General features: G+C 69.6%; 17 protein-coding genes and 1 tRNA gene. 14 read left to right on the forward strand and 4 right to left on the reverse strand.

From position 1 onward, the window contains the following. The first annotated feature begins 51 nt into the window (after window positions 1-51). The 7 genes from rimP to pnp all read left to right on the forward strand — a co-directional run bounded on the left by rimP (window position 52) and on the right by pnp (window position 9364). Window positions 52-657, forward strand: a complete 606-nt coding sequence (gene rimP / locus SLW52_RS04870; protein ID WP_152245715.1) for a ribosome maturation factor RimP — start codon at window positions 52-54, stop codon at window positions 655-657. Beyond that, window positions 654-2165 (forward strand): transcription termination factor NusA, encoded by a 1512-nt coding sequence (gene nusA, locus SLW52_RS04875; protein ID WP_017908136.1) that lies wholly within the window; start codon window positions 654-656, stop codon window positions 2163-2165. Before rimP ends, nusA begins: the two co-directional genes overlap by 4 nt. A gap of 95 nt (window positions 2166-2260) precedes the next feature. Next, entirely contained in the window at window positions 2261-4972 is a 2712-nt protein-coding gene (gene infB, locus SLW52_RS04880; RefSeq protein ID WP_267121114.1) for a translation initiation factor IF-2, read from the forward strand. Between the two features lie 113 nt (window positions 4973-5085). Further along, on the forward strand, window positions 5086-5499 hold the full coding sequence (gene rbfA / locus SLW52_RS04885) for a 30S ribosome-binding factor RbfA (protein WP_267093802.1): 414 nt from the start codon (window positions 5086-5088) through the stop codon (window positions 5497-5499). Between the two features lie 201 nt (window positions 5500-5700). Further along, window positions 5701-6627, forward strand: a complete 927-nt coding sequence (truB, locus tag SLW52_RS04890; RefSeq protein WP_267124057.1) for a tRNA pseudouridine(55) synthase TruB — start codon at window positions 5701-5703, stop codon at window positions 6625-6627. Between the two features lie 203 nt (window positions 6628-6830). Continuing rightward, entirely contained in the window at window positions 6831-7091 is a 261-nt protein-coding gene (rpsO, locus tag SLW52_RS04895; protein ID WP_003467392.1) for a 30S ribosomal protein S15, read from the forward strand. Between the two features lie 164 nt (window positions 7092-7255). Next, entirely contained in the window at window positions 7256-9364 is a 2109-nt protein-coding gene (gene pnp, locus SLW52_RS04900; RefSeq protein WP_043092562.1) for a polyribonucleotide nucleotidyltransferase, read from the forward strand. Between the two features lie 363 nt (window positions 9365-9727). Here the strand turns inward: pnp and SLW52_RS04905 are convergent, their stop codons facing one another. After that, a complete protein-coding gene (locus SLW52_RS04905; protein WP_295912082.1) occupies window positions 9728-11074 on the reverse strand; it encodes an EAL domain-containing protein in 1347 nt (448 codons plus the stop codon). Between the two features lie 114 nt (window positions 11075-11188). Beyond that, window positions 11189-11509 carry a DUF3175 domain-containing protein gene (locus SLW52_RS04910; RefSeq protein ID WP_017907565.1) on the reverse strand — a complete coding sequence of 107 codons (321 nt, stop codon included), beginning with the start codon at window positions 11507-11509 and terminating at the stop codon, window positions 11189-11191. Window positions 11510-12053: 544 nt separating this feature from the next. Between SLW52_RS04910 and SLW52_RS04915 the strand changes: the two genes are divergently transcribed. From SLW52_RS04915 to SLW52_RS04935, 5 genes are all read left to right on the forward strand, one after another. After that, window positions 12054-16397, forward strand: coding sequence for a DEAD/DEAH box helicase (locus SLW52_RS04915; RefSeq protein WP_320739279.1), 4344 nt, complete (start codon window positions 12054-12056; stop codon window positions 16395-16397). A gap of 441 nt (window positions 16398-16838) precedes the next feature. Continuing rightward, window positions 16839-18506, forward strand: a complete 1668-nt coding sequence (locus SLW52_RS04920; protein ID WP_320739278.1) for a methyl-accepting chemotaxis protein — start codon at window positions 16839-16841, stop codon at window positions 18504-18506. 81 nt (window positions 18507-18587) lie between these two features. Further along, window positions 18588-20270 carry a CHASE3 domain-containing protein gene (locus SLW52_RS04925; RefSeq protein WP_279361226.1) on the forward strand — a complete coding sequence of 561 codons (1683 nt, stop codon included), beginning with the start codon at window positions 18588-18590 and terminating at the stop codon, window positions 20268-20270. Between the two features lie 11 nt (window positions 20271-20281). Then, window positions 20282-20803 carry a chemotaxis protein CheW gene (locus tag SLW52_RS04930; RefSeq protein ID WP_267124407.1) on the forward strand — a complete coding sequence of 174 codons (522 nt, stop codon included), beginning with the start codon at window positions 20282-20284 and terminating at the stop codon, window positions 20801-20803. Window positions 20804-20887: 84 nt separating this feature from the next. Further along, the gene (locus SLW52_RS04935; RefSeq protein WP_043092554.1) at window positions 20888-21070 is read left to right on the forward strand and encodes a hypothetical protein; all 183 of its coding nucleotides are present in this window, start codon (window positions 20888-20890) and stop codon (window positions 21068-21070) included. 193 nt (window positions 21071-21263) lie between these two features. On the opposite strand, the gene SLW52_RS04940 is transcribed toward SLW52_RS04935, so the two are convergent. After that, a tRNA-Ala gene (locus tag SLW52_RS04940) sits at window positions 21264-21339 on the reverse strand. A 230-nt stretch (window positions 21340-21569) separates the two neighbouring features. On the opposite strand from SLW52_RS04940, the gene SLW52_RS04945 reads away from it, so the two are divergent. Next, window positions 21570-21974, forward strand: coding sequence for an H-NS family nucleoid-associated regulatory protein (locus SLW52_RS04945; RefSeq protein WP_010344215.1), 405 nt, complete (start codon window positions 21570-21572; stop codon window positions 21972-21974). Between the two features lie 104 nt (window positions 21975-22078). Here the strand turns inward: SLW52_RS04945 and rnd are convergent, their stop codons facing one another. Further along, window positions 22079-23164 carry a ribonuclease D gene (rnd, locus tag SLW52_RS04950; protein WP_320739274.1) on the reverse strand — a complete coding sequence of 362 codons (1086 nt, stop codon included), beginning with the start codon at window positions 23162-23164 and terminating at the stop codon, window positions 22079-22081. Window positions 23165-23315: 151 nt separating this feature from the next. Here rnd and SLW52_RS04955 point away from each other — a divergent pair, with 151 nt between their 5' ends. After that, entirely contained in the window at window positions 23316-25175 is a 1860-nt protein-coding gene (locus SLW52_RS04955) for a formylglycine-generating enzyme family protein (protein ID WP_152235786.1), read from the forward strand. Window positions 25176-25201: the final 26 nt, after the last annotated feature.

Consider the following 25201-nt stretch of genomic DNA (forward strand, 5'->3'; position numbering starts at 1 on the left):
CGGGAAATGCACGCAATCGACTTTTCAACCTTTTCAGATGCAAGGCAGGCTGTGAGCGACAAGGCAAACGAAATCGCGACTCTGCTGGGCCCGACCGTGGACGCGTTGGGCCTGGAACTGCTGGGCGCGGAATACCTGCCGGCCCCCGGCGGCGCCACGCTGCGCCTGTACATCGACGTGCCGCTGGCAGAGCAGCCCGAGCGCATCGTCAACATCGACGATTGCGAGCGGGTCAGCCGCGAGGTGTCGGCGCAACTGGACGTGGAAGACCCGATCAGCGGCAACTACACGCTGGAAGTGTCCTCGCCGGGCGTGGACCGGCCGTTGTTCAGCGCCGAACAGTTTTCCCGCCATGTGGGCGAATCGGCCAAGGTGGTGCTGAAGTTGCCGCAGCAGGGCCGTCGGCGCCTGCAGGGGCGCATCGTGCAGGCCGACGCCGCTACCGGCCGCATCACTTTCGAGGTCGACGGCGCCGAACTGGCGGTGGACTTCGACAACATCGACAAGGCGCGGATCATGCCCGACTGGGCGGCGCTGGGTCTGGCGCCGACCAAGCCGGGCAAGGGCCCGAAGCCGGCCGGCAAGAACGCAAAATCCAATAAGAAACCATCCAACGAACCGGCGGCCGACGAGGCTGCGCGCGGAGCGAAAGAATGAGCAAGGAACTGTTGCTGGTAGTCGACGCGGTGGCCAACGAAAAGGGCGTGCCGCGCGAAGTGATCTTCGACGCGATCGAGGCCGCGTTGGCGTCGGCGGCGAAGAAGCGCTACCCCGACCAGGACGTGCTGACGCGCGTCACCATCGACCACAAGGACGGTACCTACGAAACCTTCCGGCGTTGGGAAGTGGTGGCCGACGATGTGGTGATGGAATCGCCCGACCGGCAGATCCGCCTGATGGACGCGGTCGACGAGGCCGAGGGCGTGGACGTCGGCGACTACATCGAAGAGCAGATCGAGAATCCGGACTTCGGCCGCATCGCCGCGCAGGCCGCCAAGCAGGTGATCGTGCAGCGCGTGCGCGAGGCCGAGCGCCAGCAGGTGGTGGATGCGTGGAAGGATCGCGTCGGCGAACTGGTCACCGGCGTGGTCAAGCGCGCCGAGCGCGGCAACATCTACGTGGACCTGGGCGGCAACGCCGAGGCCTTCATCCCCAAGGACAAGGGCATCCCGCGCGACGTGCTGCGCGCCGGCGACCGCGTGCGCGGCTACCTGGCCGAAGTGCGTTCGGAGCCGCGTGGCCCGCAGCTGTTCATCAGCCGCGCCGCGCCGGAATTCATGATCGAGCTGTTCAAGCTGGAAGTGCCGGAAGTGGGCCAGGGCCTGGTCGAGATCAAGGCCTGCGCACGCGATCCGGGCGACCGCGCCAAGATCGCGGTGCTGGCGCACGACACCCGCACCGATCCGATCGGCGCCTGCATCGGCATGCGCGGTTCGCGCGTGCAGGCGGTGTCCAACGAGCTCAACGGCGAGCGCGTGGACATCGTGCTGTGGAACGACAACCCGGCCAACTTCGTCATCAACGCGATGGCGCCGGCCGAGGTGCAGTCGATCATCGTCGATGAAGAGAAGCACTCGATGGACCTGGCGGTGGCGGAAGACCGCCTGGCCCAGGCGATCGGCAAGGGCGGCCAGAACGTGCGCCTGGCCAGCCGCCTGACCGGCTGGCAGCTCAACGTGATGACCGCCGAGCAGGTCGCGGCCAAGTCCGAGGCCGAGCAGGCCGTGGCCCGCCAGCTGTTCATGGACAAGCTGGAAGTGGACGAGGAAATCGCCGCGATCCTGGTCGCCGAGGGCTTCAACTCGGTCGAGGAAATCGCCTACGTGCCGGTCGGCGAGCTGCTGGCGGTGGAAGGCTTCGACGAGGACATCGTCGAGGAATTGCGCGCGCGTGCCCGCGACGCGCTGCTCAACGAGGCGCTGGCCGCCGAGGAGAGCGACGACGACGGTGTGCCGGCGGCGGACCTGCTGTCGCTGCCGGGCATGGACGAAGCCACCGCCTACGCGCTGGCCGGCCATGGCGTACGTACCAGCGAGGACCTGTCGGATCTGGCTGCCGACGAAATCCTCGAGTTCGGCATCGAGGACCTGGACAAGGACCGCGCCGCGGCCCTGATCCTGGCCGCCCGCGCCGAGGAGATCGCCCGCCTGGAGCGCGGCGAATGAGTCAGCGATGAATGCCGCCCTGACCCGATCAGGGCTTAGAATCCGCGCTACCTTCGCACGCGGCGAGGGGGCGCCAACCAGATCATAGGATCCGAATGTCGCAGCAAACCACCATCCGCAAGCTGGCCGAACTGGTGAACACGCCGGTCGAGAAACTGCTGGTTCAACTGGCTGACGCCGGGATGAAGTTCAGCGGTCCCGATCAGGTCGTCACCAGCACCGAAAAGATGAAGCTGCTGGGCTTCCTGCGCCGTACCCACGGCAAGACCGACAAGCCGGTCGAGGAAGAGGCCCAGGCGGCGCCGAAGAAGATCACCCTGAACCGGCGCAAGCTGCAGGAAGTGACGGTCAGCGCCGGGCGCAGCAAGACCACGGTCAACGTCGAGGTCCGGCAGAAGCGCACCTACGTGAAGTCGGCCGAGGACCTGGCCGCCGAGCGTGCGGCGCCGTCCGCGGGCGGACGGGTGGACGACGAGCGCGCCGAGATCCTGCGCAAGCTGGAGGAATCCAAGCAGCGCAATCTGGCCGAACAGCAGAAGCTCGCCGAGCAGGACCGCGCGCGCGCCGAGGAAATCGAGCGCAAGCGCAAGGCCGAGCAGGAAGCGCGCGAGCGTGCCGAGGCCGAGCAGCGTGCGGCCCAGGCCGCGCTGGACGCCGAGTCGGCGCCGCCGGCTGCGGCGCCGTCCGCGCCTGCCGCCGACCGCAACGCCCCCGCCGCCGCGCCGCGCGCGCCGCGTCCGCCGATGGCGCCGCGTCCGGCCGGCGCCGCGCATCCGGCCAAGCCGGCCGCGCCGCGCAGCGACGACCGCAACAATGCCAACAACAAGCACAAGACCCGCGGCTCGCACGTGATGGTCGCCGGGGTCGAGGACGACGACAGCACCAGCCGTTTCGCCGGCCAGCTGCATCTGTCCGCGGCCGACCGCGCGCGCCGTTCCAACGTGCGCGGCAAGCCGCGCGGCGGCAGCCACAGCGGCGGCCGTCGCCAGGCCGAACCGTCGCGCAGCGGCGGCGGCGCGCACGGCTTCGAGCGTCCGACCGCACCGGTGGTGCGCGAAGTGGCGATCGGCGACACCATCACCGTGGCCGACCTGGCGCAGAAGCTCGCGCTGAAGGGCGGCGACGTGGTCAAGGCGCTGTTCAAGATGGGCGTGATGGCCACCATCACCCAGTCCATCGACCACGACACCGCCGCGCTGGTGACCGAAGAACTCGGCCACAAGCCGGTGCGTGCAGGCAGTGCCGACGCCGAGGACGCACTGCTGGCGCACACCGAGGACGCGCAGGGCGAGAAGCTGCCGCGGCCGCCGGTGGTCACCATCATGGGCCACGTCGACCACGGCAAGACCTCGCTGCTGGACTACATCCGCCGCACCAAGGTCGCCTCCGGCGAAGCCGGCGGCATCACCCAGCACATCGGCGCGTACCACGTCGAGACCGACCGCGGCGTCATCAGCTTCCTGGATACCCCGGGCCATGCCGCGTTCACCTCGATGCGCGCGCGCGGCGCCAAGCTCACCGACATCGTGGTGCTGGTGGTCGCGGCCGACGACGGCGTGATGCCGCAGACGGTCGAGGCGGTCAAGCATGCGAAGGCGGCCGGCGTGCCGCTGATCGTGGCGGTCAACAAGATCGACAAGTCCGGCGCCGATCCGCTGCGGGTCAAGAACGAGCTGCTGGCGCAGGACGTGGTCGCCGAAGAATTCGGTGGCGACACCCAGTTCGTCGAACTCTCGGCCAAGACCGGCCAGGGCATCGACGTGCTGCTGGACGCGATCTCGCTGCAGGCCGAAGTGCTGGAACTGCGGGCGGTGGCCGAAGGCCGCGCCAGCGGCGTGGTGATCGAGTCCTCGCTGGACAAGGGCCGCGGCCCGGTGGCGACGGTGCTGGTGCAGCAGGGCGCGCTGAAGAAGGGCGACTACCTGGTGTGCGGCATCCAGTACGGCCGCGTGCGTGCGCTGTTCGACGAGACCGGCAAGCAGCCGGATTCGGCGGGTCCGTCGATCCCGGTGCAGGTGCTCGGCCTGTCCGGCGTGCCGGATGCCGGCGACGACTTCGTGGTCGTCGACGACGAGCGCCTGGCCAAGGACGTGGCGCAGCAGCGCGAGACCAAGCGCCGCGAGTCGCGCCTGGTGTCCTCGGCGGGCAGCCGCATGGAAGACATCATGTCGCAGCTCGGCAAGGGCGAAGGCCAGCTGTCGCTGAACCTGGTGATCAAGGCCGACGTGCAGGGTTCGGTGGAAGCGCTGAAGCAATCGCTGACCGCGCTGTCCAACGAGCAGATCCGCATCAACGTGATCCACTCCGGCGTGGGCGGCATCACCGAGTCCGACGCGAATTCGGCGCTGGCCTCCAAGGCCACGGTGATCGGCTTCAACGTGCGTGCCGACGCCTCGGCGCGGCGCATCATCGAGACCAACGGCATCGACCTGCGGTACTTCTCGATCATCTACGACGTGATCGACCAGGTGAAGCAGGTGGCGTCCGGCCTGCTGGGCGTGGAGATCCGCGAAGAGATCATCGGTATCGCCCAGGTGCGCGACGTGTTCCGCAGCTCCAAGTTCGGCGCCGTCGCCGGCTGCATGGTCGTGGAGGGCGTGGTCAAGCGCAACAAGCCGATCCGCGTGCTGCGCGACAACACCGTGGTGTTCGAGGGCGAGCTGGAATCGCTGCGTCGCTTCAAGGAGAACGTCGACGAAGTGCGCAACGGCACCGAGTGCGGTATCGGCGTGAAGGCCTACAACGACGTCAAGGCCGGCGACCAGATCGAGTGCTTCGAGCGCATCGAAGTGCAGCGTACGCTGTAAGAGCCGGGAATCGGGAATCGGGAGTGGGGAATGGGAAGAGCGGGGCGCTGCAGGTGCGTCGCTCGTCCCAGACCCTTCCCGATTTCTTTATTCCGAATAGAGAGATTTTCGCTATGCCCACCAAATCCTTTCACCGTACCGATCGCGTGTCTGCGCAGATCCGGCGCGACCTCGGCACGATCGTGCATGCGGCCGTGCGCGATCACGGCCTGCCGTCGGTCAGCGTGTCCGACGTCGAGGTCACCCGCGATCTGGCCCATGCCAAGGTGTTCGTCACCGCACTGATGCAGGAGCGCTCGGCCGAGGCGGTCAAGGGCCTGAAGGAACTGGCGCCGCAGCTGCGCAGCGAGCTGGCGCGGGCGATGAAGCTGCGCCACGTGCCCGAACTGCATTTCCACTACGACGATTCGGTCGATCGCGGCGAGCGCATCGACAATCTGCTGCGCGACATGCCGGAACTGCAGCAGGAGCAGGACGACGGCGGCCCTGCCGCCGACGACGCCGACACGGCGCCGCGCAAGGACTGAGTCCGCTGCCGACGCCGCGGCGTCGGCGTCCAGTGTTCGAGTGCGGGCGCCCAACGCGAGCGTCCGTTTCGCAGTCGCGATCGCGGCGCTCTTTCATCCGTCTGGCGTCACGCTGTTCCATGCGTGCCGTTCGCCCGCGCCATGCCGGGGTCGGATCCGCCAATCCCGAATCCCCAATCCCGAATCCCCGCCCAACCCCCCATGCCCGTCTTCGGCCCGCGCCTGCCTCGTATCGTCTTCCGTCGCCTCGACGGCATCGTGCTGCTCGACAAGCCGATCGGCATGAGTTCCAACGCGGCGCTGCAGGCGGCGCGGCGGCTGTTCCGTGCGGAGAAGGGCGGTCACACCGGCAGCCTGGATCCGCTCGCCACCGGCCTGCTGCCGCTGTGCTTCGGCGAGGCGACCAAGCTGGCCGGGCTGCTGCTCGGCTCGGCCAAGGCCTACGAAGCGGAAGTCGTGCTCGGCGTCACCACCGACAGCGACGATGCCGAGGGCGCGGTGCTGCGCACCCGGCCGGTGCCGCCGCTGGACGCAGCGACCCTGGAGGCGGCGCTGGCGCCGTTGCGCGGGCGCATCCGCCAGCGTGCGCCGATCTATTCCGCGCTCAAACAGGGCGGCGAACCGCTGTACGTCAAGGCGCGCCGCGGCGAGGCGATCGAAGCGCCGGAGCGCGAGGTCGAGGTGCATGCGATTGACGTGCTCGCGCATGCCGGCGACCGCCTGCGCCTGCATGTGGCCTGCGGGTCCGGCACCTATATCCGCAGCCTGGCCCGCGACCTGGGCGAGGCGCTGGGTTGCGGCGCGCATATCGCCGCGTTGCGGCGGCTGTGGGTGGAGCCGTTCCGGACACCGCAGATGGTCACCCTGGAGCACCTGCAACACCTGGCCGCGCAGGATCCGGCGGCCCTGGAGGCGCTGGTGCTGCCGTTGGCCGCGGGTCTGGCCGATTTCCCGCCGCTGCGCCTGGAACATGCTGCGGCGCAGCGCTTCCGCATGGGCCAGCGCCTGCGCGATCCATCCTGGGCGCCCGGCCTGGCCGCGGTGTTCGACGCCGACGGCATCCCGCTGGGCCTGGGCCAGGTCGATGCGAGCGGGCTGCTGGCGCCGCAGCGCATGTTCAATCCGTGACCTCGCAGCGGTCGCGCCGGGTGTTACCTGACTGTCGTTCAGTCATGACGCGGTCTTAACGCCTTGTTCCTCCGGGCCGAGGCCGGTACAATTTCGCGGCCTTTCCGGCACGCTGCGCTCCGGCGCAATCCTTCGCAATCGGCGAGCCAGGCGGTGCGTCCTCTGCACGTTCCTGCCGGCCCCGCATCTCAGAGAAAAATCCCATGTCCATCGACACCCAGAAAGTCATCGAAGAAAACAAGCGCGGCGCTGCCGACACCGGTTCGCCGGAAGTCCAGGTCGCCCTGCTGACCGCCCGCATCGAACTGCTGACCGGCCACTTCAAGACCCACAAGAAGGATCACCACAGCCGCCGCGGCCTGCTGCAGATGGTCAACCGCCGCCGTAGCCTGCTCGACTATCTGAAGAAGAAGGATGGCGAGCGCTACAAGGCGCTGATCGAGAAGCTCGGCCTGCGTCGCTGAGTCAACGAACCCCACCGCGGCGCAGCGATGCGCCGCGGTTTTGTTTTGGGTAGTACCGTGGCCCGGGGATCGCTCCGCGCCACCGGCCGGATCCTCCCGGCCACCCGCCAGCGGCATGGGCCGTCAGCGGTCCATTTGCAGACAGCATCATCCAAGGAAACCCCGTGGCAAAAATCACCAAAACCTTCCAGTACGGCAAGCACACCGTCACCCTCGAAACCGGCGAGATCGCCCGCCAGGCCGGCGGTGCCGTCATCGTCAAGATGGACGACACCGTACTGCTGGTCACCGCCGTCGCCGCCAAGAGCGCGCGCGAAGGTCAGGACTTCTTCCCGCTGACGGTCGACTATCAGGAGAAGTTCTACGCCGGCGGCCGCATCCCCGGCGGCTTCTTCAAGCGCGAGGGCCGTGCGACCGAGAAGGAGACGCTGATTTCGCGTCTGATCGACCGTCCGATCCGTCCGCTGTTCCCGGAGGATTACAAGAACGAAGTGCAGATCATCGCCACGGTGATGTCGATGAACCCGGACATCGACGGCGACATCGCCGCGCTGATCGGCGCCTCGGCCGCCCTGTCGCTGGCCGGCACCCCGTTCAAGGGCCCGATCGGCGCCGCCAAGGTCGGCTACAAGAACGGCGAATACATCCTCAACCCGACCGTGTCGGATCTGAAGGAGTCGCAGCTGGAGCTGGTCGTCGCCGGTACCGCCAACGCGGTGCTGATGGTCGAGTCCGAAGCCGCGCTGCTGTCGGAAGAAGTGATGCTGGGCGCGGTCACCTTCGGCCATCGCGAGATGCAGAAGGTCATCAACGCGATCAACGAGCTGACCGTCGAAGCCGGCACCAAGCCGTCCGACTGGGTCGCCCCGGCCAAGAACGAGGCCATGATCGCCGCGCTGAAGGAAGCCGTCGGCGAGCAGCTGGCCGCCGCGTTCCAGGTGCGCGACAAGCTGCAGCGCCGCGACGCCATCGCCGCGATCAAGAAGGACGTGCTGGCGCAGCTGGCGCCGCGCGCCACCGCCGAAAACTGGGTCGCTGCCGACCTGGCCAAGGAATTCGGCGAGCTGGAATACCAGACCATGCGCGGTTCGGTGCTGAGCACCAAGGTGCGCATCGACGGCCGTGCGCTGGACACCGTGCGCCCGATCAGCGTGCAGGCCGGCGTGCTGCCGCGTACCCACGGCTCGGCGCTGTTCACCCGCGGCGAGACCCAGGCGATCGTGGTCACCACGCTGGGCACCGCCCGCGACGGCCAGGTGATCGACGCGGTCTCCGGCGAGTACAAGGAAAACTTCCTGTTCCATTACAACTTCCCCCCGTACTCGGTGGGCGAGTGCGGCCGCTTCGGCGCGCCCAAGCGTCGCGAAATCGGCCACGGCCGCCTCGCCAAGCGCGGCGTGCTGGCGGTGATGCCGACCATGGAAGAGTTCCCGTACACCATCCGCGTGGTCTCGGAAATCACCGAATCCAACGGCTCCTCGTCGATGGCCTCGGTCTGCGGTTCGTCGCTGGCGCTGATGGACGCCGGCGTGCCGGTGAAGGCGCCGGTGGCCGGTATCGCCATGGGCCTGGTGAAGGAAGGCAACGACTTCGTGGTGCTGTCGGACATCCTGGGCGATGAAGATCACCTGGGCGACATGGACTTCAAGGTCGCCGGTACCGCCGACGGCGTGTCCGCGCTGCAGATGGACATCAAGATCGAAGGCATCACCGAAGAGATCATGAAGCAGGCCCTGGCGCAGGCCAAGGCCGGCCGCCTGCACATCCTCGGCGAGATGGCCAGCGCGCTGACCACCCCGCGTGCGGAGCTGAGCGACTACGCGCCGCGCCTGCTGACGATCAAGATCCACCCGGACAAGATCCGCGAAGTGATCGGCAAGGGCGGTTCGACCATCCAGGCGATCACCAAGGAAACCGGCACCCAGATCGACATCCAGGACGACGGCACCATCGTCATCGCCTCGGTCAATGCGATCGCCGCGCAGGCCGCCAAGTCGCGCATCGAGCAGATCACCTCGGACGTCGAGCCGGGCCGCATCTACGAAGGCAAGGTCGCCAAGATCATGGACTTCGGCGCGTTCGTGACCATCCTGCCGGGCAAGGACGGCCTGGTGCACGTCTCGCAGATCTCCAGCGAGCGCGTGGAGAAGGTCGGCGACAAGCTGAAGGAAGGCGACGTGGTCAAGGTCAAGGTGCTGGAAGTCGACAAGCAGGGCCGCATCCGCCTGTCGATGAAGGCCGTGGAAGAAGGCGAGGGCGCGTCGGCCGAATAAGCCGCACGCTGCCAGCGTCGTTCCAGGAAAAAAGCGGGCTTCGGCCCGCTTTTTTCTTGCCTGGCGTTTGCGCAGGCGCGACGCGGCGTCAACGGTGACGTCCTGTCGCGGCTGGCGCCGCTCCTGCACAGGATGACGGAGCATTTGGCCCGCGACTTGGCCGAGGCTGCCAGCGATCGCTGGAGAGCATCTGCAGATGCGCTGACAGCGGCCCGGGGGCGGCGAGGGTGGGGGGCGCGCGTCCGTAGCGCACGCTTTCGCAGGAGCGGCTTCAGCCGCGACCAGGCCGGCATGGCGATCTTGGGAATGCCTGGGGGGATGATCCCGAACCGGGGACCAGCGCCGCGCCTGCGGTGGGCGTTCTCAGCCGCTGCTGTCGTATTCGATCGCCGGATAGCGTGCCAGATGCGCCGACAGCGGTCCGGGGTGGGCGAGCTGGTAGCCCTGGCCGTAGCGCGCGCCCAGCGCCTGCAGTGTCGCCAGTTCGCTCTCGGTCTCGATGCCTTCGACGACCACGTCGGCATTGGTTTCCGCGGCGAAGGAGAGGATGGCCATCGCCAGTCGCTGCCGGCGCGGTTCGGCGTCGATGCCGCGGGTCAGGGTCAGGTCCAGCTTGATGATGTCCGGTGCCAGGTGCAGCAGATGGCGCAGGCTGGCGAAGCCGGTACCGGCGTCGTCCAGGGCGATGCGCAGGCCCTGCCGCTGCAGCAGGCCGATGTGCTCGGAAAGGCGTGGGTAATCCGGCGCCTGCAATTGCTCGGTGATTTCCAGCACGATCCGCGACAGGTCGTGGCCGTGCAGCAGCGCCTGCAACTGCGGATGCAGCAGCGTCGGTGCGGACACGTTGATCGCCAGATACAGCGGCGCCGGCAACTGCTCCAGCAGCTCCAGCGCCTGGCGCGCGGCGGCCAGTTCCAGGTCCAGGCCCAGCCCGACCCGGCTGGCATCGTCGAACCAGCGCAGCGGCGGCAGCGCCGGATTGGCCGGAAAGCGCGACAGTGCCTCCACCCCGACGATGCGTTGCGATGCCAGCGCCAGCACTGGCTGGGTCACGATCTGCAGGCGCGTCTCGGCGATGGTTTCGCGGATGCGGGTGGCGATCGCCGCCTTCTCGCGAAATGCGTGTTTCTCCATGTCCTGGCGGCGCGCGATGTCGGTCTGCAGTGCGGCGCGGTCCATCGCCAGCGCCAGCGTCGCGCCGACCAGGGTCGCCAGCAATTCCAGCGTGCGCACGTCCTGTGCGCTGTAGGCGTTGGGGTGCGGCGCGAGGACCTTGAGCACGCCGATGCTGCGGTCGCCGTAGCGCAGCGGCACCACCAGCATCGAGCGCAAACCGATGCGCCGGCAGGCCGCGCGGTCCACGCGCGGATCGACTTCCGAATCGTCGCAGCGCAAGACCTCGCCGGTCCGCATGCACAGCCCCGACAGGCTGCCGTTGCTGGGCAGGCGCAGGCCGAGGTGGCGCTCGGCGACGCCGCTGGCCGACCAGTACAGCATGTCCTTGCCGTCGCACATCTCCACCACGGCGCCGTTGGAGCGGGTCAGCTCCTGCGCGCGGCGGGTGACCACGTCGACCACCTGCAGCGGATCGCCGCCGGCCGCGGCGATTTCGCCCTGCGCCAGGATGATGCGCGACAGCAGCGCCGCGTCGTCCTGGGTCGCGGCGGCGGCGTGCTGGATGAGGTCCGAAATGTCGGATGCCTTGGCCATGTCCGCATCATGTGGCAGTGCGTCGGAGGACGGCAATCGCGCGGCGCGCGCTTCGCCCAGGCAGCGTGCGGAACTGATCGCTCCATCACGCTGCGCGCGTGCGCGTGCGCGTGCTCAGTCGCCAGCGCCACCCTTGCGCGGCTTGCCGTACAGGCTGCGCAACTCGTCCTTGGCCTGCTCCAGGATCTGGCGGCGCTGCGCCGGCAACTGGTCGCCGGCGCGATTGATGTAGAAGGTCAGCATCGACATGGCCGAGCGATACGGACCGGTGCGGCGGCGGGCGTGCAGGTCGGCCGACTGCTTGAGCGCGCGCGCGATCGCGGCCGGATCGTTGCCTTCGAACACGTTCGGCGCGACGCCGAGCGACTGTTGCGCGTCGCTGCCGCGGCGCTGGTTGAGGTCGGTGCTGGAGAGTGACGGGCTGCTCTGTGCCATTGGTGATGCTCCTTGGCGATGGCGGTGGAGAGGTACAACGCATGCGCAGTCCCACAGTGCAGGACCCGATGGCGGATGCCGCCGCCATCGCTGCCGCGCGCCGCGAGGCGACGGCAGTTCGACGTCGAAGGGAGACGGAGGCGGACGCGGCGCGAACGCGCGCCGCCGCGATCGCGTGTGCGGGTCGTGGAGCGTCCCGCGCGCGTGATGGGCGATGCCGTTGTTCGCTGGTGTTGCCGTGCCGCATTCCGTTCCCAGAAGCGAAGCTTGTGCGTGATGCGCAAACGCTAGGCCGGGATACGTGACGCCGTCGACAACATAACCGCGCTACGCGGAGCGAGTGGTAGACATTATGTCGTTCGATGAACGCTTAATGGAAAAACCCCTAAAAACAGGGCTCGCGCGAGGTTGCGCTTGATTGCCTGGATAACGTCACCATTTTCATTGCCGAGAAAATGGCGCAAGACATCCAGCTGGACAATCCGCACAGGCGGCATCGTCGGCGCGCCCCAGGTTGGTTGCGACGCTGACACAAGGAGATCGCATGTCGTTGGCGCAGGCGCGCTTCCATCCCGCCGTTGCACGCTGGTTCGAGCAGCGTTTCGCGGCGCCCACGCCGGCGCAGGCGGCGGCGTGGCCGGCGATCCAGGCCGGACGGCATACGCTGGTCGCCGCGCCGACCGGCTCGGGCAAGACCCTGACGGCATTTTTGGCTGCGCTGGATGCGCTGGTCCGCGAAGGCCTGCGTGAAGGCGGCCTGCAGGACCGCACTCAGGTGTTGTACGTGTCGCCACTGAAAGCGCTTTCAAACGACATCCAGCTCAATCTCGAGGCGCCGCTGCAGGGCATTCGCGCCGAACTGGCGGCGCTGGGTTTGCCGGATGTGTCCATTCGCACCGCGGTACGCACCGGCGACACCCCACAGCGCGAGCGCGCGCAGGCGCGGCGGCGCCCGCCGCATGTGCTGGTGACCACGCCGGAGTCGCTGTACGTGCTGCTCGGCTCGGTGTCCGGGCGCGAGACGCTGCGCCACGTGCGCACGGTGATCGTCGACGAGATCCACGCGCTGGCGGCGAACAAGCGCGGCAGCCATCTGGCGCTGTCGCTGCAGCGCCTGCAGCAGCTGTGCGAGGTGCCGCCGCTGCGCATCGGCCTGTCGGCGACGCAGAAGCCGATCGAGGCGGTCGCGCGTTTCCTGGTCGGCAGCGCCGCGGTGCACGACGGCGTTGCCGACTGCGCCATCGTCGACATCGGCTATGCGCGTGCCCGCGACCTGGCGCTGGAGGTGCCGCCGACGCCGCTCAGCGTGACCATGTCCGCCGACCAGTGGCAGCAGGCGTATACGCGCCTGGCCGAGTTGGTGCGCGCGCACCGCACCACCCTGGTGTTCGTCAACACCCGGCGCATGGCCGAGCGCACCGCGCGGCACCTGGGCGAACTGCTCGGCACGCAGGCGGTGGCGGCGCATCACGGCAGCCTGGCGCGCGAGACCCGGCTGCTCGCCGAGCGCCGGCTCAAGGCCGGCGAGCTGCAGGTGCTGGTGGCCACCGCCTCGCTGGAACTGGGCCTGGACATCGGCGACGTCGACCTGGTCTGCCAGCTCGGCTCGCCGCGTTCGATCGCCGCGTTCCTGCAGCGCGCCGGCCGCTCCGGCCACGCGGTGGGCGGCACGCCGAAGGCGCGCTTGTTTCCGCAGTCGCGCGACGACCTGGTCGAGTGCGCGGCCTTGCTGGATTGCGTGCGCCGCGGCGAACTGGATGCGCTGCGCATGCTCGATGCGCCGCTGGACGTGCTCGCCCAGCAGCTCGTCGCCGAGGTGGCCTGCCAGGAGTGGGAGGAAGACGCGCTGTACGCGCTGGTGCGTGGCGCCTGGCCGTATGCGGCGTTGCCGCGCGCGCAGTTCGACGCGGTGCTGCGCATGCTCAGCGAAGGCTTCAGCACGCGGCTGGGGCCGCGCGCCGGTTACCTGCATCGCGATGCGGTGCATCGCCGCGTGCGCCAGCGCCGCGGCGCGCGGATGGCGGCGCTCACCTCCGGCGGCACCATCCCCGAGACCGGCGACTACAGCGTGGTGCTGGAGCCGCAGGCGCAGACCATCGGCACGGTCAACGAGGATTTCGCGGTGGAGAGCCTGGGTGGCGACGTGTTCCAGCTCGGCAACGCCAGCTACCGCATCCTGCGCGTGGAAGCGGGGCGGGTGCGGGTGGAGGACGCGCGCGGCGCACCGCCCAACATCCCGTTCTGGATCGGCGAGGCGCCCGGGCGCAGCGACGCGCTGTCGCTCGGCGTGTCGCGGCTGCGGGCCGAAGTCGCGCAGGCGCTGGAGCAGGGCGGCGCGGCGCAGGCGCTGCAGTGGCTGTGCGGCCCGCTGGCGCTGGACGCCGCCGCCGCGCAGCAGATCGTCGATTACCTGGGCCGCGCGCATGCGGCGCTGGGCGCCTTGCCGACCCAGCAGTGCATCGTGCTGGAACGCTTCTTCGATGCCACCGGCGGCACCCAGCTGGTGATCCACAGCGTCTACGGCAGCCGCATAAACCGCGCCTGGGGCCTGGCCCTGCGCAAGCGCTTCTGCCGCACCTTCAATTTCGAGTTGCAGGCGGCCGCGACCGAGGACGCGATCGTGCTGTCGCTGTCGACCCGGCACAGCTTCGCCCTGGACGAGGTGGCGCGCTATCTGCGCGCCGCGTCTGCGCTGGACGTGCTGGTACAGGCGCTGCTGGACGCGCCGCTGTTCGGCGTGCGCTGGCGCTGGAATGCCACCAACGCGCTGGCGCTGCCGCGCTTCACCGGCGGGCGCAAGGTCGCGCCGCAGCTGCAGCGGATGAAGTCCGAGGATCTGCTGGCCACGGTGTTTCCCGACCAGGTGGCCTGCGCGGAGAACCTGGTCGGCGAGCGCGAGATTCCCGAGCACCCGCTGGTGGCGCAGACCCTGCGCGACTGCCTGGACGAGGCGATGGACAGCGACGGCTGGCTGCAGCTGCTGCGCGGCATCGAGGCCGGCGAGGTGCGCGTGCTGGCGCGCGAGCTGACCGCGCCCTCGCCGCTGGCGGCCGAGGCGCTCGACGCGCGGCCCTATGCCTTTCTCGACGACGCGCCGCTGGAAGAGCGGCGCACCCAGGCGGTGCACAGTCGCCGCTACCAGGATCCGCACAGCGCCGACGATCTCGGCCAGTTGGACCCGCAGGCGATCGCTGCGGTGCGCGAGGAGGCCTGGCCGCAGCCGCGCAGCCGCGACGAGATGCACGAGGCGCTGCTCACGCTCGGGGTGGTGAGCGTGGACGAGGCCGCCGCGCAGCCGCAGTGGCGGCAGTGGTTGGATGAACTGGCTGCCGACGCGCGCGCCACCTGCCTGCACGGCGTCGACGGCGCCGCGGCGGCGTTGTGGGTGACGGCCGAAGCGCTGGCGGCGGTGGCGCCGCTGTACCCGCAGGCCAGCGCGCGGCCGGCCATCGCCAGTCCCGAGGGCTACGCGGTGGCCGACTGGGACCGCGACAGCGCGCTGCGCGAGTTGCTGCGCTGCCGGCTGGCAGGCCTGGGGCCGGTCACTGCGGCCACGCTGGCCGCGCCGCTGCACCTGCCGCTGCGCGAGGTGCAGGCCGGGCTGCTTGCGCTGCAGCAGGACGGCTATGTGCTCGGTGGTCGGTTCAGTGCCGACGCCGATGCCGAGGAGTGGTGCGAGCGGCACCTGCTGGCACGCATCCACCGCTACACCCTTGGTCGCCTGCGCCGCGAGATCGAGCCGGTGGCGCCGCGCGACTACGCGCGCTTCCTGTTCCGTTGGCAGCATCTGGACACACAGGGCCAGGTGGAGGGCGCCGAAGCGCTGGCCGCGGTGCTGGCGCAACTGGAGGGCGTGGAGGCCGCGGCGCCGCTGTGGGAGGCGGAACTGTTGCCTGCGCGGGTGCGCGACTACCGCCCGGCCTGGCTGGACGAGGCCTGCAGTGCCGGCCGCACGCTATGGACGCGGTTGCGCCCCGGCGCCGGCGGCGCCGCGCCGACGCTGCGCAGCACGCCGATCCTGCTGCTGCCGCGGCGCAGCGCCGGGCAGTGGTCGCGGCTGTCGCCAGTGCCGGACGCCGATGCGCTCGGCTCGCGCGCGCGCAAGGTCGCCGACCATCTCGCGGCGCATGGCGCCTCGTTCTTCGACGAAATCGCGGCGGCCACCCGCCTGCTCTCCACCGAACTGGAGGCGGCGCTGACCGAGCTGGTCGCCGCCGGCCGGGTCCATTGCGACAGCTACGCCGGCCTGCGCGCCTTGCTGGTGCCGGCATCGAAGCGCCCGTCGGCGCTGTCGCGGCGGCGGCCGCGCATGGCGCTGTACGGCGGCATCCAGGATGCCGGGCGCTGGGCGCTGTTGCGGGCCGGCGCCGAGGCCGACGACCCGGCGGCGCGCAGCGCGGCGGTCGAGCACGTCGCGCTGACGCTGCTGCGCCGCTACGGCGTGGTCTGCTGGCGCCTGCTCGAGCGCGAGGCGGCATGGCTGCCGCCGTGGCGCGAGCTGTTGCGGGTCTACCAGCGCCTGGAGGCGCGTGGCGAGATCCGCGGCGGGCGCTTCATCGATGGCCTGTCCGGCGAGCAGTTCGCCCTGCCGGAGGCGATCGGTCTGCTGCGGCAGATCCGCCGCCAGCCTGGCGACGGCACCTGGGTGTGCGTGGCCGCCGCCGATCCGGCCAATCTGCTCGGCAGCGTGCTCCCGGGCACGCGGCTGCCACGCGTGGCGGGCGCGCGCGTGCTGTACCGCGACGGCGTGCCGATGGCGAGCTGGGTCGGCGAGCGTTTCGAGGCGCTGCAGCAGCTCGATGCCGAGGAACGCGTGCGCGCGCAGCGCTTGTTGCGCGGAGCCACCGCGGCGGAACGACGTACGGTCGCGGCGCTGCCGATGGTGTGAAGACGCGGCGCCATGCATGCGCTCGCGCATTGCGAGGGCGGGCATATCGGCGCCGCTTTCACATTCTGTCTACAAATTAAAGGGGTTGGTATCCCACTTCGCCTTCGGTGCAAAACCGGGGTCATCTGCCATTGCAGAACAACTGCGGCATCCGCGCCGCAGACGCCCAGGCGCTTTCTTCACACGCGTCGAGTGCTGCGCCGCAATGCCCGTTGCGCATTCATGCAACGTCGCCGCAGCGCTTGCGCTATGCGGAATTCCGCAGTTTTCACGCGATTTAAAGGCGCTGTCGATGGCGCCGATAGCCCTCACGCACAGACGTTGCGGCGCAGCGTCCTCGCTCTCCTCAGAGCGAGTGTGTCCACTCCGCGAGGCGCTGCGGAAGACGGCTGGAGGCGCTCACTTGCGCAACCGGACGCACACAAAGAATCGGGGTACACCATGTTGGGCAATATGAAAATCGGAGTCAGGCTGACGGCGGCGTTCCTGATCGTGGCGGCGATCGGCGCGTGCATCGGCTGGGTCGGCATCCGCAACTCGGGCCGGATCAACGACTACGCCACGGTGCTGTACGAGCGCGAACTGCTTGGTCTGTCGCACCTGAAAGAGGCCAACATCAATCTGATCAACGCCGGCCGCTCGCGCGCCAACCTGCAGTTGGCCAGTACGGCGGAGGATCGCGCCAAGCACATCGCCAGTCTCGACAAGTACACCGCCAAGGTGGTCGAGCACATGGACAAGGCCAGGACCTCGTTCGACGACCCGGCCACGCTGGCCAAGCTGGCCCGCTTCGACCAGGTGTGGAAGACCTACCTGGAGCGGCGCGGCCAGTTCGTCGACTCGGTGATGCGTGAGCCGCTGCCGCAGGGCAATGCGCAGCTGGCTGACCTGTCGAAGGGCGTGCGCAGCAGCTCCGACGAACTGGATGCGCTGATGTCCGAACTCAGCGAAACCAAGGAAGCCAATGCCGCGCGTGCCAACGACGCCACCGATGCGATCTATGCCAGCAGCACCCGCACCATGCTGGCCATCGTGATCGGCGGCGTGCTGCTCGGGGTCGGCCTGGGCTGCTGCATCAGCCGCAGCGTGACCCGGCCGATCGACAAGGCGGTCAAGGTGGCCAATGCGCTGTCCGAGGGCGACCTGAGCATGCAGATCGAGGTCCGCGGCAGGGACGAGACCGGGCAATTGCTGCTGGCGATGCAGCGCATGGTCGAGAAGTTGCAGCAGGTGGTCGGCGAGGTCAACGCCAGTGCGCAGAGCCTGGCGGGTGCGTCGGAGGAAGTCAGCGCCACTGCGCAATCCTTGAGCCAGGCTTCCACCGAGCAGGCCGCCGGCGTGGAAGAGACCAGCGCCTCGCTGGAACAGATGACCGCCTCGATCGCGCAGAACACCGACAACGCCAGGATCACCGACGGCATGGCCGCGCAGGCGGCGCGGGAAACCCTGGAGGGCGGCGAGGCGGTGGTGGCCACGGTCGCGGCGATGAAGCAGATCGCGCAGAAGATCGGCATCATCGACGACATCGCCTACCAGACCAACCTGCTGGCATTGAACGCGGCGATCGAGGCTGCGCGCGCCGGCGAGCACGGCAAGGGCTTTGCGGTCGTCGCCGCGGAAGTGCGCAAGCTGGCCGAGCGCAGCCAGGTGGCCGCGCAGGAGATCGGCGAGGTCGCCGGTTCCAGCGTGGAACTGGCGGAGAAGGCCGGTCAGCTGCTGGAGACCATCGTGCCCAGCATCAAGAAGACCTCGGATCTGGTGCAGGAGATCGCTGCCGCCTCGCAGGAGCAGTCGTCCGGCGTCACCCAGATCAATGCGGCGGTGGTGCAGCTGAGTCAGATCACCCAGCAGAACGCGACCGCCTCCGAAGAGCTGGCGGCCACCGCCGAATCGATGAGCACGCAGGCCGTGCAGTTGCAGGACAGCATGGCGTTCTTCCAGTTGTCCGCCGGCACGCGCCGCGCCACGCACGCGCTGGACGACGGCGAGGCGGTGGCGCCGCTGCGTGCGGCTGGCTCGCGCTGGGCGCCGCGTGCGCCATCCGTCGCCGCGCGCCGTTCCGTTGCAGGCAATCGCGACCGCAGCGAAGCGCTGCTGGGCCGCGCCTGATCCATTCGCTGGCGGCGCCTGCCGCGCCGCCAGTTCCGTGTCGCTGTCGTTGTCACAACTGCCCATTGCCGGGAGAGTGCCGTGCTGAAGAATCTCAAAATCGCAACCAAGCTCTACGGCGGCTTCGCCGTGGTCCTGTGCATCCTGCTGGCCCTGGCCGGCGTGGCCTACTTCAACGTGTCCGCGTTGTCGCAGGCTAATTACTGGAACACCCACACCTACAAGGTGATCGCCGAAGTCGATGCCGCGCTCAGCAGCCTGATCAACATCGAGACCGGCACGCGCGGCTTCTCGCTGACCGGCGAGGACGCGTTTCTGCAGCCCTACCGCGACGGCGTCGCCAGCTTCGAAAGCCACCTGCGCACGGCGCAGGAGCTGACCGCCGACAACCCCAAGCAGCAGGAGCGCCTGAACGCGCTGAAGCAGACCCAGGCGCAATGGCTCAGCCAGGCGGTGCATCCGCAGATCGCGCTGCGCAAGAACGTCAACGATGGCCAGGCGACGATGGAGGCGCTGAGCGCTGCGGTGCGTGCTTCCAAGGGCAAGGCCTACATGGACGCGATGCGCGATCGCATGGCCGAAGTGCGCCGCGCCGAGAGCGAGTTGCTCGCTGCGCGCGCCACCGAGGCCGAGCAGTTGCAGCAGCGCACCAACCTGACCCTGATCGTCGGCAGCCTGGTCGCGGCACTGTGTGCTTCGTTGATCGGTTTCCTGATCGCGCGGTCGCTGATGAGCGAACTTGGCGGCGAGCCGAGCACGGTGATGGAAGTGGCCTCGCGGATCGCGCGCGGCGATCTGACCGTGCAAGTGCCGACCCGCGCCAACGACAGCACCAGCGCAATGGTGGCGCTGCAGGCGATGGTCGAGCGACTGGCGGAGGTGGTGGGCGAGGTCAATGCCAGCGCGCAGTCGCTGGCCGGTTCCTCCGAGGAAGTCAGCGCCACCGCGCAGTCGCTGAGCCAGGCTGCCACCGAGCAGGCCGCCGGCGTGGAGGAGACCAGCGCCTCGCTGGAGCAGATGACCGCGTCCATCGCGCAGAACACCGACAACGCCAAGGTCACCGAGGGCATGTCGGCGCAGGCGGCCAAGGAAGCGGTGGAGGGCGGCGACGCGGTGCTGGCGTCCACCCAGGCGATGAAGCAGATCGCGCAGAAGATCGGCATCATCGACGACATCGCCTATCAGACCAACCTGCTGGCGCTGAACGCGGCGATCGAGGCCGCGCGCGCCGGCGAGCACGGCAAGGGCTTTGCGGTGGTCGCCGCCGAAGTGCGCAAGCTGGCCGAGCGCAGCCAGGTGGCGGCGCAGGAGATCGGCGAGGTCGCCGCCAGCAGCGTGGGCCTGGCCGATCGCGCCGGCAGCCTGCTCGGCACCATCGTGCCCAGCATCAAGAAGACCTCGGATCTGGTGCAGGAGATCGCCTCGGCCTCGCAGGAGCAGTCCTCCGGCGTCACCCAGATCAACCTGGCGGTATCCCAGCTCAGCCAGGCCACGCAGCAGAACGCGGCGGCCTCCGAGCAACTGGCGGCGACCGCCGAACAGATGAGCACCCAGGCCGAATCGCTGCAGCAGGCGATGGGATTCTTCCGCCTCAGCCGCGAACAGGACCTGGCCGCGCCGCGCCGTGCCGCGCCGGTGGCGCCGAGGCCGGCCGCCACCCGGCCGCTGCGCAACGCCGGCAAGGCGCTGCGCCCGCGTGCGCGCCCGGTGCCGGCCTACGCGCTGGCGGATGCGCCGGACGAAGGCCAGTTCGTCAACTTCTGAGGGGAAAGAACATGCACAACGATCGCTATGAGAGCGCGGCCGAGCACGCGCCGCAGGGTGGCTGGCAGTTCCTGACCTTTCAGCTGGACCGCGAACTGTTCGGGCTCAACATCGCCGGCATCCACGAGATCATCGAGTACCGTCCGCCCACCCCGGTGCCGACCATGCCGGCCTGCGTGCGCGGGGTGATCAACCTGCGCGGCGCGGTGGTGCCGGTGGTGGACCTGCAGTCGCGGCTCGGCCGCGGGCCCAGCGAGGTCACCCGGCGCAGTTGCATCGTCATCGCCAGCGCCGCCACCGACGAGGGCGGCGGCGCGCAGTCCTTCGGCCTGCTGGTGGATGCGGTCAACGAGGTGCTGGAACTGCCGCCGCAGCAGATCGAGGCGCCGCCGGCCTTCGGCAGCGATATCCGCCGCGACCTGCTGCAGGGCATGGGCAAGCTGGAGGATCGGCTGGTGATCCTGCTGGACCGCGCGCGGCTGCTGCGCAGCGACGACATCGCCGAGGTCGGCGCAGCGGCGCTGGCGGCGTGACGTCAGGTAGGCCGTGATCCATGCATCACGGCGGCCTCGCTAGGGTGGCGGCGAACGGGCATCCGCCCCAGCGAGGTGCAGACCATGGCAAAAGACGAGACCACCCAGTCCGGCAAGCAGCAGGGCATCCACGAGGGCCGGCAGGACCGTGCCCAGGACGACACCGCCAAGCAGCGGCCGGGCCTGGAAGACCAGAAGCTGCGCGAGGCGCACGAGCGCGGCCCGCGCTCCGGCCAGGGCGAGGCGGCGCAGGACGGGCACGACTGAGCGATGCGGCGGGCAGGAGCGGAGTGCATCCCGCTTCCCGTTCCGCCAGGACGACGGCCAAGGACTGCCTGGCGCGCCAGCGGATGGCGCACCCCGCGCGATCGAGCGCGGCCAGGCCCAAGCTTGGCCAACAAAAAAGGCCAGAGAGCCTGGTGGCTGTCTGACCTCGTTTGCACCGTCGAAGACGGCAAGATGGTGGAGCGGAAGGGGATCGAACCCTCGACCTTCGCATTGCGAACGCGACGCTCTCCCAGCTGAGCTACCGCCCCACATCAGACGCGTAGTGTAACTGGGCACGGGGCCGCGTGCCAAGGGGGCAGTGCAACATCGGCGGCGCCGGGGCAGGGGACCGGTCGGGCCGGAAAACGTGTTCGCCTTTTGTCTACAGCGCGCGCATGGAGTCGATATACTCGACGGCCGAAATCCCCCGCGGTGATTTCGTTCCGGACGAAATATACCGTCCGCTTCACACCTTTTACTAAAGACAGGTCTTTTACACATGACGGAAGTTCGCAACTTGCAACAGATCGCCGAAGCCAAGGCCAAGCTGCAGGAAGAAATGCGCAAGCTGGAAGAGCAGGAGCGGCAGGCGCGCGAGGGCGAAACCAATGCGGCGCATGCCAACGTGCTGTCGCTGCTGGAGCAGTTCGCCGAGTTCTTCAGCGCCAAGCAGCGCAACGAGATCGCCGCCTACGTGACCAGCGCAGCGCCCAAGCCGGCCAGCAGCAAGTCCGCCGGCGGCCGCAGCGAGGTCAAGCCGAAGTACCAGTTGCCGCACACCGGCGAGACCTGGTCCGGCCGCGGTCGCACGCCGAAGGCGTTCGCCGCCTGGGAAGGCACCGCCGCCTACAACGAATGGAAGGCGCGCCATCCGGATCTGAAGTTCCCGCTCTTCAAGTATTGAGCGAACGAAGAAAGGCCAGGAATTCCTGGCCTTTTTTTATGCCCGATCGTTGACCCGATCGCGCTGCGCGGACGAGGCGGCGCGATCGGCCCGGCCGCGCCCGCTCAGCGCGTGGCCGCCAGCAGCGGCTGCAGCCGCGGTTCCAGTTCGCGCCGGCGCCAGCCGGCCAGCGGCGCCGGCCATTGCGCGCTTTCCAGCAGGGCTTCCAGGTGCTTGCGCGAGGCGAGCAGGCCGTCGGGCAGGCCGAGTTCGGCGCTGCGCGCGGCCACCGCGTCCTGCAGCCGCTTCAGCGCGGCCTTGTTGTCGTCGCTGGCGGCCAGCGCCTGCGGGGCGTCGGTTTCGTCGGCCAGTGGGGTGGTCAGCGCCTGCCACACCGCATCGCTGAGCTTGCGCGGCGCCTTGGGGTGTTTGTCGAACAGCGCCAGCATGGCCGGTTGGTCCTGCGGCGGGAAGCGCGCCAGGGTGGCGGCCAGTTCGTTGTCCAGGATCCAGCTGCGCGGCTTGTCGCTGTGCCGGGCCTGCGCGTCGCGCCAGCGCAACAGGCGCAGCAGGCGCAGTTGCGCGGGGCGGTCCATGAACTGCGCCGAGCGCATGCCCAGGTGCGGCCAGCGTTCGCCGTCGTCGTGCTCGACGGTGCCGAGCAGGCGTTCGCCGTCCTCGAGCAGCCAGTCGCCGCGCTCCAGGGTCTGCAACCGCGCCTGCAGGTTGTCGTGCAGCGCGAACAGATGGCGCACGTCGTCGGCGGCGTACTCCAGCTGCGCCGGCGACAGCGGGCGGCGCAGCCAGTCCGAGCGGGTCTCGCCCTTGGCCAGGTGCACGCCGGTGATCTCCAGCACCAGCTTCTGGTAGCCCATGCCGGCGCCGAGCCCGGCCAGGCCGGCGGCGATCTGGGTGTCGAACAGCGGCCGCGGCAGGGTGCCGCAGGCGCACTTGAAGGCGACCAGGTCTTCGCTGGCGCTGTGCATGATCTTGAGGATGTCCGGGTCGCTCAGCCACGGCGCCAGCGCCTGCGGCATGCCCGGGATCAGCGGGTCGATCAGCAGGATTTCGTCGCCTACGGCCATCTGCACCAGCGCCAGTTGCGGCCAGTAGGTCCGTTCGCGGACGAATTCGGTATCCAGGCCGATGCGGGCCGGTCGCTGCGCCAGCCGTTCGCTCAGCTCGGCAGGTTGCTTGATCCAGTAAGGCACGTGATTTCCGTTGACTGCAGGGTTTGCTCAGGCAGGCGAGAATAGCCTAACGTCGCTCCGCCGGCCGCACGGCGCGCCGGACGGGATGGCGTCGCAAGGTCCATGGTTCGGAGGGAAAGTGCGCAGCAGCGGCGTTGTGATGGTCTGGAGCATGCTTGCGGCGGCGCTGGTCGGCTGTGCGCGGCAGCCGTCGGCGCCGGCCGCCGAGACCGCGCCTGCGACCGCCGCTGCCACCGCCACCGCTACGGCGCAGTCGGCGCCGGTCAAGCCGGTGCAGGCGCCCAGCGTGACCATCGGCGGCGAGGATGCGGCCGAGACCGTGGCGCGCTGGCAGCCGCCGTTGCCGACCCTGACGCGCAGCGGCCTGCCGCAGGCGCGGCGCCAGGCGGCGCGCGCGCTGGCCGAAGATCGCCTGTTCGAGGATGCGCAGTCGGCGATTCCGCTGTACCTGGCGATCCGCAGCCTGGCGCCGAACGATCGCGTTGCCCAGGACGGCCTGCGCAAGGCGCGGCGGCGCCTGTTGCAACTCGGCGCGCAGGCGCTGGGCGATCCGGATCTTTCCGAACGCACGCTCGAGCAGGCCGCGCGCATCGCGATGGTGGCGCTGTGGCTGGATGCCGATGACCCGGCGGTGCGGCGCCTGCAGCAGCGGGTGGAGACCGCATCGCGGGTGCTGGCCTACAACCGCGCCGGCGAGGACGACCTGCGCGGTGGCCGCCTGGGCGAGGACGGCAACGGCGCCCTGGCCAATTTCCGTGAGGCGTTGCTGCTGGATGCGGACGATGCGCGCGCGCGGCAGGGCGTGGCGGCGGTGGAAAGCGCGCTGATCCGTCGCGCCGAGACGGCCGCGGCGGCCTCGGATTTCGCCGCCGCCGGCAGTTGGCTGGCGCGCGCGGCGCGGGTGCGCGAGGACGCGCCCACGGTGCACGACGCGCGCGAGCGCGTGGAGCAGGTGCGGGTGGCGCGCATCGCCGCCTTGCGCGATGCGGGCCTGCGCGATCTGGCCACCCCGGCCGGATTGAAGTCGGCGCGCGAGCGCCTGGGCGACGTGCTGCGCATTGCCGATCCCGGCGACCCGGTGGCGGCGATGCTGCGCGAACGCATCGACCTGGCCACCCACTACGGCAGCTTCCGCCCCGGCCAGGTGTTCACCGACGGCATGCACGACGGCGGGCGCGGTCCGCAGATGATCGTGGTGCCGCACGGCGGCTTCCGCATGGGCGCGGCCGAGACCGAACCCGGCGCCTCGCCGGCGGAGATGCCGCAGCACTACGTGCGCTTCGACCGCGGTTTCGCCATGTCGATCACCGAGGTCACCGTGGCCGAGTTCCGCCGTTTCGTGGAGGCGACCAATGCGCGTCCGCGCGCCACCCGCCGCGGCCATTCCACCGTCTACGACGAACGCAGCGGCAACTTCGTGCGCCGCAACGGCGTGGACTGGCAGTCCGATTACCAGGGCGCGCGGGCGGCGCCGAACAGCCCGGTGATGCACGTCAGCGTGCGCGACGCCGAGGCCTATGCGGCCTGGCTGTCGCAGCAGACCGGGCGGCATTACCGGCTGCCCAGCGAGGCCGAGTTCGAATACGCCCTGCGCGCCGGCGGCCGCGGCCGCTACCCCTGGGGCAACGCCGGCACGCCGCCGCGCGGCAGCGGCAACTTCACCGGCGGCGGCGACGTCTCGCCCAGCGGGCGGCACTGGCGCAATGCCTTCGTCGGCTACACCGACGGCTTCTGGGGCCCGGCCCCGGTGGCCAGTTTTTCCGCCAACGCCTGGGGCCTGCACGACATGGCCGGCAACCTCAGCGAGTGGGTCGCCGACTGCTGGCACGCCAGCTATCGCCGCGCGCCGGCCGACGGCGCGGCCTGGTACAACCCGGGCTGCCGCTCGCGGGTGGTGCGCGGCGGCAACTGGGCCAATGCACCGGAGCAGACCCGCGCGGCCTGGCGGCTGATGCAGGATTCGGACAGCACCAGTGCACGCGTCGGCTTCCGCCTGGTGCGCGGCATTTGACGCCGCCGCGCCAGGGTCGGCGCTAG

Origin of the sequence: Xanthomonas sp. LF02-5 (assembly GCF_034105325.1) — a bacterium.
In the GTDB taxonomy this organism is placed as follows: Bacteria; Pseudomonadota; Gammaproteobacteria; order Xanthomonadales; family Xanthomonadaceae; genus Xanthomonas_A; species Xanthomonas_A sontii.